The following is a 12675-nucleotide window of genomic DNA, read 5'->3' as shown; positions in this document are numbered from 1 at the left end:
ATATAAAATAAAATTTATTTGTTTTAAACATAAATTTTGTTAAAATCCTAGCTTTAAAATTTTATATTTAGGATGAAATTTTGTCGGTAAAAAATATTAGAAATTTTTCTATTATAGCTCATATAGATCATGGAAAATCTACTCTTGCAGATAGGATTATTAGCGAGTGTGGCGCTATTAGTGATAGGCAGATGAGTTCACAAGTTATGGATACTATGGATATAGAAAAAGAGCGTGGTATCACTATAAAAGCACAATCGGTGCGTTTAAATTATAAATTTAATAACGAAAATTTTGTTTTAAATCTTATTGATACTCCTGGCCATGTGGATTTTTCTTATGAAGTGAGTCGTTCTTTGGCAAGTTGTGAAGGGGCTTTACTTGTAGTAGATGCTTCTCAAGGTGTTGAAGCACAGACTATAGCTAATGTTTATATAGCGCTTGAAAATAATCTTGAAATCATTCCTGTGATTAATAAAATCGATTTGCCTAATGCTGATATTGAAAAAGTCAAGCATGAAATCGAGCATATTATAGGTATAGATTGTAAAGACGCCATTTGCGTGAGTGCAAAAACAGGAGTGGGTATAAAAGAGCTTATAGAAACAATTATTACTAAAATCCCTGCACCAAAAACAGATGATGAAGCTCCTACTAAGGCTTTAATTTATGATTCTTGGTTTGATAATTATTTGGGTGCTTTGGCTTTAGTTAGGATTTATGAAGGAAGTATTGCTAAAAATGATGAAGTTTTAGTCATGAGTACGGATAAAAAACATATAGTTCAAGATCTTTTTTATCCTCATCCTTTAAGCCCAATTAAAACTCAATCTTTACAATCAGGTGAAGTAGGCGTGGTGGTTTTAGGGCTTAAAACTGTAGGTGATGTACAAGTAGGCGATACTATTACTTTAGTAAAAAACAAGGCTAAAGAAGCCATAGGCGGTTTTGAAAAGGCTAAAGCTTTTGTCTTTGCAGGACTTTATCCTATAGAAACGGATAAATTTGAAGATTTAAGAGATGCTTTAGATAAGCTAAAACTTAACGATAGTTCTATTACCTATGAGCCTGAAACTTCTTTGGCTTTAGGCTTTGGTTTTAGGGTAGGGTTTTTAGGACTTTTACACATGGAAGTGATCAAAGAAAGACTTGAAAGAGAATTTAATCTTGATTTAATTGCTACAGCTCCAACTGTGACTTATGAAATTTATCAAACCGATGGAGAACTTGTTAAAATTCAAAATCCTAGCGAGCTTCCTCCTGTTAATAAAATCGATCATATAAAAGAGCCTTATGTTAAAGCCACTATCATTACTCCAAGTGAATTTTTAGGGAATTTAATCACTCTTTTAAATCGCAAAAGAGGAGTGCAGGTTAAAATGGACTATATCACACCTGAGCGTGTTTTGCTAGAATATGATGTACCTTTAAATGAGATTGTGATGGATTTTTATGATAAATTAAAGTCCTTAACAAAAGGCTATGCGAGTTTTGATTATGAACCTATAGAATTTAGAGTAGGGGATTTGGTAAAACTTGATATTAAAGTGGCGGGTGAAAATGTTGATGCGCTAAGCATTATCGTGCCTAATGAGAAAGCACAAGGTAAAGGAAGAGAGCTTGTTAGCGCTATGAAAGAAATAGTTCCTAGACAGCTTTTTGAAGTGGCCATTCAAGCAAGTATTGGAAATAAAATCATCGCAAGGGAGACTGTTAAATCCATGGGTAAAAATGTGACAGCAAAATGCTATGGTGGGGATATTACTAGAAAAAGAAAGCTTTTAGAAAAGCAAAAAGAAGGTAAAAAAAGAATGAAAGCTATAGGTAAGGTAAATTTACCTCAAGAAGCTTTTTTGAGTGTTTTAAAGATAGATTGATGATAAATTTAAAACTTGGCTTGAAATTTGCTTGTATTTTTAATACAATTTTAAAATAATTTTCTAAGGAGAAAAAATGTTTAAAAAATTTTTGATTTTTATAGCGCCTATTTTATTTTTGAGTGCTTGTGCAACTAAACAAGATACTTTTGCTCAAGTTAATCAAATTTCTAGAAATTCTCAATGCAGTTCTTGCGAAAGTCCTGATGGCTTTGAAGCAAAGATTAAAGGACTTTTATACATTAGCGATGTTGGAATTCAATGTTGTGCCAATAAACGCACTTTAGACACTGGTATTGCTTTAAAAAAGGTTTATTTGCATAGATTTTATGATTTAAAAGAAGGACAAAAAGTTTTAAATGCTAAAGGGAAAAAGTTATTTGTTGATGTGAATTTTAATGCGGTATTTTATACTTATTTAAAACAAGAACTTGAAGCTAGAGGAATAGTTGTGCTTGACAATAACGATCAAAATTCACCTTATGTGAGTAAGATTGATTTAGAATTTATATCTTATGGAGCAACTCAAGATACTACAGGATTACATTCAAAACTAGTAGGAGTTTTACAAGTTAGCGATATAAACAAAAATAAGAAATTTACAATCCGCACCAAGCAAGATGTACAAGGTTTCGATGATCTAAAAGAAACAACTTTTTATACTCATTTGTTAATAAAACAAATGGCAAATAAAGCAGCTAGTTTAATCTCTGAACTTTGAGGTGTATAAATTGCGGAGCTTTTGCTCTGCTTTGCTTTTGTGATTTATGTGAGCTAGAGCTTTCTGAATTTTCCTTAAATGTAAGAAAGCTTGATAATAATTTCAAAGTCTATTCTTTTTATAAATACCATGAGATACAACACTTGCTTCACTCTAAACATTATTTTTATGGTTATTTCGTTTATAAAATGCTTGCTAAATTAAGTTTTGCAAAATTTAAAGATTTTTTTGATCCTAGAATGACAATTAATGTTATAGCTTTAGATGATAAGGTTGAAGATATGCTTTATTCACATTCTGCTATTTTAGCTAGATATCTTAAAACAAAATTTGTAAAACCTGTTTTTAATATTTTAAAAGCACAAAATCATATTAAATATTCTGGAAAAAGTTTAGAATTTCGTCAAAAACATAAAAGAAATTACAAACTCTTAAAAACCATTCACGAACCTGTAATTTTAGTAGATGATATTGTAACGACTGGTTCTAGCCTTTTGGAAGCTAAAAAAGTTTTAGAAGAAAATAAAATTTCTGTACTTTTTGCTCTTGTTTTAGCTGATGCAAAAGTTTAATATGCTATAATCAAAACTTTGAACTAATAGAAGGATTTTTATGGAGAATATTTTTAGCAAAGATTCTGATATTGAACTTGTAGATATAGAAAATTCTATAAAAAGTAGTTATTTAGACTATTCTATGAGTGTTATTATAGGTCGTGCTTTGCCTGACGCAAGAGATGGTTTAAAGCCTGTTCATAGAAGAATTTTATATGCTATGCAAAATGACGAGGCAAAAAGTAGGACAGATTTTGTCAAATCAGCCCGTATAGTGGGTGCTGTTATAGGTCGTTATCACCCACATGGAGATACAGCAGTTTATGATGCTTTGGTTAGAATGGCTCAAGATTTTTCTATGAGATATCCAAGTATTACAGGACAAGGCAACTTTGGATCTATAGATGGCGATAGCGCTGCTGCGATGCGTTATACTGAAGCAAAAATGAGCAAACTTTCTCATGAACTTTTAAAAGATATAGATAAAGATACGGTCGATTTTGTTCCAAATTATGATGGTTCAGAAAGTGAACCTGATGTTTTACCTTCTAGGGTTCCAAATTTATTACTAAATGGTTCAAGTGGTATAGCTGTAGGTATGGCGACAAACATCCCACCTCATAGTTTAAATGAGTTGATAGATGGAATTTTATATTTGCTTGATAATAAAGATGCAAGCTTAGAAGAGATTATGCAGTTTATCAAAGGTCCAGATTTTCCAACAGGTGGAATAATTTATGGTAAAAAAGGTATTATAGAAGCTTATCGCACAGGGCGTGGTCGCGTGAAAGTGCGCGCTAAAACTCATATTGAAAAAAAGACAAATAAAGATGTTATTGTTATAGATGAGCTTCCTTATCAAACCAATAAAGCTAGACTTATAGAGCAGATTGCAGAGCTTGTTAAAGAAAAGCAAATTGAAGGAATATCTGAAGTAAGAGATGAGAGTAATAAAGAAGGAATCCGCGTTGTTATAGAGCTTAAACGTGAGGCTATGAGTGAAATTGTTTTAAATAATCTATTTAAATCTACCACTATGGAAAGTACTTTTGGTGTGATTATGTTGGCAATTCACAATAAAGAACCTAAAATTTTCTCTTTGTTAGAACTTTTAAATCTTTTCTTAACCCATAGAAAAACAGTTATTATTAGAAGAACGATTTTTGAACTTCAAAAGGCAAGAGCAAGAGCTCATATTTTAGAAGGTCTTAAAATTGCACTTGATAATATAGATGAAGTGATTGCTTTAATTAAAAACAGTTCTGATAATAATACCGCAAGAGATTCTTTGGTAGCTAAATTTGGTCTTAGTGAGCTTCAAGCCAATGCTATTTTAGATATGAAACTGGGTCGTTTAACAGGACTTGAAAGAGAAAAAATCGAAAATGAACTTGCAGAATTAATGAAAGAAATTGCAAGACTTGAAGAAATTTTAAAAAGTGAAACCTTGCTTGAAAATTTAATTCGCGATGAATTAAAAGAAATTAGAAGTAAATTTGATGTGCCACGTATTACTCAAATTGAAGATGATTATGATGATATTGATATTGAAGATTTGATTCCTAATGAAAATATGGTTGTAACTATTACGCATCGCGGTTATATTAAGCGTGTGCCTAGTAAACAATATGAAAAGCAAAAACGAGGCGGAAAAGGAAAATTAGCCGTTACGACTTATGATGATGATTTTATAGAAAGTTTCTTTACGGCAAATACACATGATACGCTTATGTTTGTAACAGATCGTGGACAGCTTTATTGGCTTAAAGTTTATAAAATTCCTGAAGGCTCAAGAACGGCTAAAGGAAAAGCAGTGGTAAATCTTATCAATTTACAAGCTGAAGAAAAAATCATGGCTATTATTCCAACCACGGATTTTGATGAGAGTAAATCTTTATGTTTCTTTACTAAAAATGGTATTGTAAAGCGTACAAATTTGAGTGAATATCAAAATATCAGAAGTGTAGGAGTTAGAGCGATCAACTTGGATGAAAATGATGAGTTGGTAACTGCTATTATTGTTCAAAGAGATGAAAATGAAATTTTTACCAGTGGTGGTGAAGAAAATTTAGAAAATCAAGAAATTGAAAATTTAGATGATGAAAATTTTGAAAATGAAGAAAGTATAAACACACAAGGTAAAATGCTCTTTGCAGTAACCAAAAAAGGTATGTGTATCAAATTCCCACTTGCCAAAGTGCGTGAAATCGGCCGTGTAAGTCGTGGGGTGACGGCTATTAAGTTTAAAGAGAAAAATGACGAATTAGTAGGTGCAGTTGTTGTAGAAAATGATGAGCAAGAAATTTTAAGCATAAGCGCAAAAGGTATAGGAAAACGCACCAATGCTGGAGAATATAGATTACAAAGCAGAGGTGGTAAGGGTGTAATTTGCATGAAACTTACAGAAAAAACTAAAGATCTTATTAGCGTAGTTATAGTAGATGAAACTATGGATTTGATGGCTCTTACAAGTTCAGGCAAGATGATACGTGTTGATATGCAAAGTATTAGAAAAGCAGGGCGTAACACAAGTGGCGTCATCGTTGTTAACGTGGAAAATGACGAGGTGGTTAGCATCGCTAAGTGTCCTAAAGAGGAAAATGATGAGGATGAGTTAAGCGATGAAAACTTTGGTTTAGATTTGTAATAAGTTTAAAGTTGGAACGCTTATTGCTTTTTATTTTACTAATTACAATATTTTGAAGGTGTAAAAATGAAAAAAATTTATTTTATGCTAGCAATAGCAGGAATTTTCGCTGGTTGTGTACCAAGTGCAAACAGTGCAACTAAAAATTCAAGTGCAAATAGCACTGCTCCATCTCAAGATGTTATCGTGCAAAAAGTCGATAAAGATGATGTGCGTGATATTATCAGAGAAGAAAAAATGTTGGCTCCAGATGCTAGCGAAACGGAACTTAGTTTTACAGCAGTTGGTGAAGGGATTGCTCCGATGAATACAGTTTCTACTGCTCAAGCCCTAGCTTTAGCAAAAAGAGCAGCGATTACAGATGCTTACAGACAGCTTGCAAGTAAGCTTTATGGTGTGAAAGTGAATGGTAAGGATACTGTAAAAGATGCAATGCTTAGAAGTTCAACTATTACTGCGCAAGTAAATGGTTTGATTAAAAATGCAAGTATTATTGATGAGAATTTTAATCAAGGGCTTTATAGAGTAAACTTAGAACTTAAAATCGATGCAGACAAGTGGAAAGAATTGTTTGCTTATTAATCTTTCTTAGCTTTAAGCTTTTTGCCCAAGATGAATTTATTTTTTGGGCAGAGCTTTCTAGTAAAAATTTCATTCTCTTTCATCAAAATCGAAATTTATCCTTAGCAATGACGCAAAGTGAAAATGTTGAAGAACAATGGGTATGTGAAATTTCTTATAGTGATCAAGATTTAAAAGTTTTACCTCGAACTTCTTTAGGATTGATTGATGATAATATGCCAAAAACAATTAAATTTAATTTTTTAAATTCTCATAAAGATGAGTTAAGTGATTGCTTTATAGGAGCTAAAATCAGTGTTAAGGATATTGTTAATACTGACTTATTACGTGCTCAAAGTGAAACCTATGTTAAAATTTTACCCTTGCGTTTTACCGTGGAATTTGGCGAACAAAATGCGATAATTTATTATCTTAAAAAAAAGTAAATTCAAAATTAAGCGCAAATTGGATACTATAGCAGAAATTTTTTAAAAGGTTTAGGATGAATTTAGTCATAGTAGAAGATGATATTAATATGCGTAAATCCTTAGAAATTGCATTAGCAGAGTATGAAGAATTTAATATTAAATCTTATAAATCTGCCACTGAGGCTTTAAAAAAAATAGATGAGAATACAGATTTGATTATTACAGATATTAATATGCCAGGAATTGATGGCATAGAATTTGTTAAAGCCTGTGAAAATAAATATGATTTTATTATTATGACAGGAAATGCTACTTTAAACCGTGCTATAGAAGCGGTTCGTTTGGGAGTAAAAGATTTTCTAACCAAGCCTTTTGATGTTGATACTTTAGTCGAGGCTATTAAGCGTGCTAAAATCATAAGAGAAAAAACAGCCGATAAAAAAAGCAAAAAAAATGAAAAAAAAGAAGAAAATAAAGATTTTTTTTCAACTTCTCCTAATTTAGAAAAAACATTAAATTTAAGTCAAAAAGCGGCTAAAACTGATGCCTCTGTAATGTTTTTTGGAGAGAGTGGAGTAGGAAAAGAGGTATTTTCTCGTTATATTCACACTCATTCTAAACGCTCTAATAAGCCTTTTGTTGCTATTAATATGGCAGCCATTCCTGCAAATTTGATTGAAAGTGAGCTTTTTGGTTTTGAAAAAGGTGCTTTTACTGATGCCAATGCAACTAAAATAGGGCTTTTTGAAATGGCTAATGAGGGTACTTTGTTTTTAGATGAAATTGGCGAAATGCCTTATGAAATTCAAGCCAAACTTTTAAGAGCTTTGCAAGAAAAAGAAATCACACGACTTGGAAGTACGAAAAACATCAAAATAGATGTAAGAATTATCAGTGCAACTAATGCAAATTTAGATGAAAAAATAAAAAATGGCGAATTTCGTTCAGATTTATATTATCGTTTAAACACTGTTCCTATTAATATTCCGCCTTTAAGAGAGCGTAAAGAAGAAGTTTTGGGTATAGCTCAAAAGGTTTTAGAAGATACTTGTAAAGAATATGATTTTAAGGAAAAACAGCTCAGCCAAGAAGCTAAAAATGCTTTACTTGAATATGATTTTCCTGGTAATATTAGAGAATTAATATCTGTTGTACAAAGAGCTTGTATTTTAAGTGAAAATGATGAAATTTCAAGTGAAGATTTGTTCTTAGAAGCTAGAAGTATAAAAAAAGATGTAAAGAATTTAGAAAAAGAATTGATTTGTGAAGTTCTTTTAAGTGTAGATTATGACAAGGATCAAGCTTCTCAAATTTTAGGTATGGATATAAAAATTTTAAATGAAAAAATTAAAAAATATCAAATAAAGGATAAGTAATGTCAAAAAAACAAAAAATAGCCATTGTGGGTGCTACTGGTGCGGTTGGGGAAGAGCTTTTAAATGTTTTAGATGAACTTGATTTCCCAGTGGAAAGTATTTTACCTTTAGCAAGTGCAAAAAGTGTAGGTAGTGAAGTAGAATTTAAAGGCAAAGCTTATAAAGTCAAAGAACTTACTGAAAATGTATTTAAAGAAAATCCTATTGATATTGCTTTTTTTAGCGCAGGTGGAAGTGTGAGTGAAAAATATGCTAAATTTGCAGCAGAATCTGGTGCTGTTGTTATTGATAATACAAGTCATTTTAGAATGGAAAAAGATGTTCCTTTGGTGGTTCCTGAATGCAATCCTGAGGATATTAAAGATTGGAAAAAAACAGGGATTATTGCTAATCCAAATTGTTCTACCATACAAATGGTGCAAGTTTTAAAACCTTTAAATGATGCATTTAATTTAAAGCGTGTTGATGTAAGTACCTATCAGGCTGCAAGTGGAGCAGGAAAAGAAGGAATGCAAGAATTGGTCGAAGCCATGCAAAGTTTTTTTGCTTTTAAACTTGATGAGTTTAAATCTCAAACTTTTCCTTATACTTTAGCACTTAATCTTATTCCACAAATTGATGTTTTTATGGATAATGATTACACCAAAGAAGAACTTAAAATGGTCAATGAAACTCAAAAAATTTTACATAAAAATTTAGAAGTTTCAGCAACTTGTGTAAGAGTACCTGTTTTAAGAAGTCATAGCGAAGCCATTACTATGCATTTTGAAAAAGAAATAGATGTAAAAAAAGCTAAAGAAATTTTAGAAAAAGCACCAAGTGTTGTTGTCATAGATGATCCTAAAAATAAAAAATACCCTATGCCTTTAATGACAAGTGATACTAATGAAACTTATGTAGGAAGAATTCGCGCTGATGTGTATGATAAAAAAATACTCCATCTTTGGTGTGTGGCAGATCAAATTCGTGTAGGTGCTGCAACAAATGCTGTGCGTATTGCGCAAAAATGGTTAGAATTAAAAAATAAATAAGGAAAAAAATGTTAGAGAAAATATTTGAATCTTTACTTGTTAGAAGTCGTATTGTTACAATTTTACCCGTAATTTTTGGTTTAATTGGAGCTTTTGTATTGTTTTTTATTGCAAGTTATGATGTTTTAAAAGTTATATTTTATACTTATAATTATTTTTTTGATGCAGGTTCTAATGTGGATTTGCATGAGGATGTGGTGGCTTTAATTATAGGAGCTGTTGATCTTTATCTTATGGCTTTAGTTTTGTTTATTTTTTCTTTTGGAGTTTATGAGCTTTTTATCAGCGAAATAGAAGAATTTAAACAAACAAAACAAAGCAAGGTTTTAGAGGTGCATAGCTTAGATCAATTAAAAGACAAGCTTGCAAAAGTTATCATTATGGTCTTAGTGGTAAATTTCTTTCAAAGGGTTTTGCAGATGAAATTTGCTACTCCTGTGGATATGGCTTTTCTTGCTGGATCGATTTTAGCTCTTTGTGTAGGACTTTATTTTTTACATAAAGGTGGTCATTAACAAGGATTATCTTTTTTTGATATAATCGTTTTTTGTGTTTAAAGAATAAAAATGAAAAAAATATTTTTAATTGGTATGATTTTAAATCATTTTGTTTTTGCAGCTCCGTTAGATGAAGTCTTTAAAGATATAGAAGTTTCAGGGACTGTTCGTTATCGCTATGATATTAAAAAAGAAAAAAAATACAATAAAAAAACACATAGATATCAAAATAAAACACAAACGGAAATTACAATAAAATAAGGAAAATCATGATTATACGATGGTTGTTTATTAGTTCAATATTTGTTGTTGCGCTTTTTGGTATTAACTTGAAATCATTTTTTACTTATACCTTTGATGCAAATAAGCAATATGATATGGAAAAAGCGAAGGCTTTGTATTTTCAAAATAAATGCAATACTTGCCATGGAGATAATGCTGAAAAGAGTGTTATAGGATCTAGAATTTTAAAAGATATGTCTCCTGAGGATATTAAAGGAGCTTTGATAGGTTATACTCTTGATAGTAGTAGCTCTACAACAGCTTCTCAAATGGCTTTTTATGCTAGAAATTTAAGCCACGAGGATATAGATAATATTATTGCTTATATTAAAGGTGGAAATTTTGCTCTTGATTTGCAAGTAAAAGACCTTCTTGAAGAAGAACCTGCGCAAAAAACAAAACATAATATATTTCTAAAATAAAATGTAAAAACTATAATTAAAAGGAATGCTATGAAAAAACTAACTTTAACTTTAAGTGTTTTAACTATGGTAAATTGCTTATATGCTAAGGATATTAATATAGGAGTAGTTTTACCTTTAACTGGAACTGTGGCAGCTTATGGGCAAGATGTTTTTAACGGAATTGAACTGGCTAATAAGCTACAACCAAAACTTTCAAATGGAGATGTTATTAAACTTATCACAATAGATACAAAAGGAGATAAACTTGAAACTTCAAACGGAGTTAATCGTTTAATAGCAACAGATAAAGTCCTTGGGATTATTGGTGAAGCTACAACTCCAAATACCATTCAAGCTATTTCTATAGCAGAAGAGAAAAAAATTCCTCTAATAGCTCCAGTGGCATCTGGAGATAAATTGCTAGATAAAAAGAAATATGCAAGTAGAGTTTGTTTTAAAGACAGTTTTCAAGGAGATAAATTTGCTACTTATGTATCTAAGGATTTAGGGCTTAAAAATGCCGTTATCATCATAGATCAAAGCAATGTTTATTCTTTAGGTTTGGCAAGAGCTTTTGAAAATTCTTTTAAGAATAATGGTGGGAAAATTATAAAAAAACTTGTTATTAATTCAGGAGATAAAGATTTTAGAGCTGTGGTTTCTCAACTTAAGAGTTTAAAGCCTGATTTTGTTTATATGCCTATTTATCATCCTGAAGCTGCTTTAATTGCGAGACAAGCAAGACAAATTGGTTTTGATAAACTTTTAGCAGCAGGAGATGGTGTTAATAATCAAACTTTTATAGATCTTGGCGGAAGTGCTGTTAATGGAGTAATTTTCACTGATAGTTTTGATTATAACAATCCATCTACACAATTAGGAAAAGATTTTGTTGCAGCTTATGAGAAAGTTAAAGGAACAAAAGAACTTCCAGCATTTTCGGCTATGGGTGCTGATGCGTATTTTGTAATGTTGAATGCTATGAATGCTTGCGTTGATAATCTTAGCAGTGAATGTATTAATAGCAAAATTCATCAAACTAAAGATTTTCAAGCTGTTGGTGGTGTGATTAGCATAGATGAAAGCGGTAATGCTATTCGTTCTGTTGTGATTAAAGAAATTCAAAATCAAAAACAAAATTATAAAACAATTATAAATCCATAATTATTAAAATAAAGGTAGAGAATGAAAAAAAGTTTAATTTTAGCAAGTATTCTAAGTTTAAGTTTAAGTGCTGCGGAAGTCAAAATAGGAGTTGTTTTACCGCTTAGCGGAGCTACTGCAGCATATGGACAAAGTGCACTAGAAGGGATTAAACTTGCAAATTCAATGCAATCAACTTTAAGTAATGGAAATAAGGTTTCTCTTGCTATTATTGATACTAAGGGTGATAAATTAGAATCTTCGAGTGGAGCAAATCGTTTAATTTCTCAAGATAAAGTTATAGGTCTTATAGGGGAAATGGTTACTGCTAATACATTGCAAGTTATGCGCGTAGCAGAAGATAATAAAATTCCATTGATCGCTCCTGCTGCAACTGGTGATAGATTGCTTGATAAAAAAATATATTCTTCTCGAGTATGTTTTATGGACAGTTTTCAAGGTTCATCTTTAGCAAAATATGTTTTTTCAAAACTTAATTACAAAAGTGCTGTTATTGTAGTAGATCAAAGCACTGACTATTCCTTAGGTTTAGCAAAAGCTTTTGAAAAACAGTACAAGTCTAATGGCGGTCAAATTCTTAGAATTTTAAGAGTTAATTCAGGTGATAAAGATTTTAGAGCTATTGTAGCTCAAGTTAAAAGTTTAAATCCAGAATTTATTTTTTTACCGCTTTATTATAGTGAAGCTTCTTTATTTGCAAGACAATCAAAACTCGCAGGTTTAAATATTCCTATGGGCTCTGCAGATGGAGTTGCTGATCAAACTTTTATTAGTTTAGCTGGAGATGCAAGCGAGGGTTATATTTTCACAGATAGTTTTGATGCTAATAATCCAACTACAAAATTAAGCAAAGAATTTATCAGTGTTTATGAAAAGGCTAAAGGAACAAAAGAAGTTCCAAATTTTTCGGCTATGGGTGCTGATGCGTATTTTGTAATGCTAAATGCTATGAATGCTTGCGTTGATAATCTTACTAGTAAGTGCGTCAATGAAAAAATTCACCAAACTAAAAATTATCAAGGTGTTTCTGGTGTTATTAGCATTGATCAAACAGGAAATGCAACTCGTTCTGTAGTGGTTAAAGAAATTAAAAATCAAAAGCAAAATTATAAAGATATTATCAATCCTTAAAG

The 12675-nt window shown here is 31.2% G+C and carries 13 protein-coding genes; all 13 read left to right on the top strand.

Annotated features, from left to right (window positions below; translation table 11 throughout):
* Positions 1 to 80: 80 nt before the first annotated feature.
* The 13 genes from lepA to AJ939_RS02170 all read left to right on the top strand — a co-directional run bounded on the left by lepA (position 81) and on the right by AJ939_RS02170 (position 12673).
* Complete coding sequence (gene lepA / locus AJ939_RS02230) at positions 81 to 1877, top strand: translation elongation factor 4 (protein WP_002880740.1); 1797 nt, start codon at positions 81 to 83, stop codon at positions 1875 to 1877.
* A 76-nt stretch (positions 1878 to 1953) separates the two neighbouring features.
* The gene (mapA, locus tag AJ939_RS02225; RefSeq protein ID WP_002880739.1) at positions 1954 to 2598 is read left to right on the top strand and encodes an outer membrane lipoprotein MapA; all 645 of its coding nucleotides are present in this window, start codon (positions 1954 to 1956) and stop codon (positions 2596 to 2598) included.
* Positions 2595 to 3170, top strand: coding sequence for a ComF family protein (locus AJ939_RS02220; RefSeq protein ID WP_002880738.1), 576 nt, complete (start codon positions 2595 to 2597; stop codon positions 3168 to 3170). Before mapA ends, AJ939_RS02220 begins: the two co-directional genes overlap by 4 nt.
* Positions 3171 to 3210: 40 nt before the next feature.
* Positions 3211 to 5799 carry a DNA topoisomerase (ATP-hydrolyzing) subunit A gene (gyrA, locus tag AJ939_RS02215; protein ID WP_002880737.1) on the top strand — a complete coding sequence of 863 codons (2589 nt, stop codon included), beginning with the start codon at positions 3211 to 3213 and terminating at the stop codon, positions 5797 to 5799.
* Between the two features lie 66 nt (positions 5800 to 5865).
* Positions 5866 to 6381, top strand: coding sequence for a flagellar assembly lipoprotein FlgP (gene flgP / locus AJ939_RS02210; protein WP_002852972.1), 516 nt, complete (start codon positions 5866 to 5868; stop codon positions 6379 to 6381).
* On the top strand, positions 6357 to 6806 hold the full coding sequence (gene flgQ / locus AJ939_RS02205; RefSeq protein WP_002880735.1) for a flagellar assembly protein FlgQ: 450 nt from the start codon (positions 6357 to 6359) through the stop codon (positions 6804 to 6806). Before flgP ends, flgQ begins: the two co-directional genes overlap by 25 nt.
* Positions 6807 to 6862: 56 nt before the next feature.
* Positions 6863 to 8164, top strand: a complete 1302-nt coding sequence (flgR, locus tag AJ939_RS02200) for a fla regulon two-component system response regulator (RefSeq protein ID WP_002880734.1) — start codon at positions 6863 to 6865, stop codon at positions 8162 to 8164.
* A complete protein-coding gene (locus AJ939_RS02195; protein ID WP_002880732.1) occupies positions 8164 to 9195 on the top strand; it encodes an aspartate-semialdehyde dehydrogenase in 1032 nt (343 codons plus the stop codon). The genes flgR and AJ939_RS02195 overlap by 1 nt, the downstream gene beginning before the upstream one ends.
* A gap of 8 nt (positions 9196 to 9203) precedes the next feature.
* A complete protein-coding gene (locus AJ939_RS02190) occupies positions 9204 to 9710 on the top strand; it encodes a YqhA family protein (RefSeq protein ID WP_002852919.1) in 507 nt (168 codons plus the stop codon).
* Between the two features lie 51 nt (positions 9711 to 9761).
* Positions 9762 to 9953 (top strand): mini-MOMP protein, encoded by a 192-nt coding sequence (locus AJ939_RS02185; RefSeq protein ID WP_002853004.1) that lies wholly within the window; start codon positions 9762 to 9764, stop codon positions 9951 to 9953.
* 8 nt (positions 9954 to 9961) lie between these two features.
* Positions 9962 to 10396 carry a c-type cytochrome gene (locus AJ939_RS02180; RefSeq protein ID WP_002853959.1) on the top strand — a complete coding sequence of 145 codons (435 nt, stop codon included), beginning with the start codon at positions 9962 to 9964 and terminating at the stop codon, positions 10394 to 10396.
* 30 nt (positions 10397 to 10426) lie between these two features.
* Positions 10427 to 11542, top strand: coding sequence for an ABC transporter substrate-binding protein (locus tag AJ939_RS02175; protein WP_070233090.1), 1116 nt, complete (start codon positions 10427 to 10429; stop codon positions 11540 to 11542).
* A gap of 21 nt (positions 11543 to 11563) precedes the next feature.
* Positions 11564 to 12673, top strand: a complete 1110-nt coding sequence (locus AJ939_RS02170; protein WP_070210231.1) for an ABC transporter substrate-binding protein — start codon at positions 11564 to 11566, stop codon at positions 12671 to 12673.
* Positions 12674 to 12675: the final 2 nt, after the last annotated feature.

It is taken from the genome of Campylobacter sp. BCW_6889 (assembly GCF_001762535.1).
GTDB lineage: Bacteria > Campylobacterota > Campylobacteria > Campylobacterales > Campylobacteraceae > Campylobacter_D > Campylobacter_D jejuni.
The sequence above is the reverse complement of the archived record's forward strand: the minus strand, read 5'-3'. Positions and strand labels throughout refer to the sequence as shown.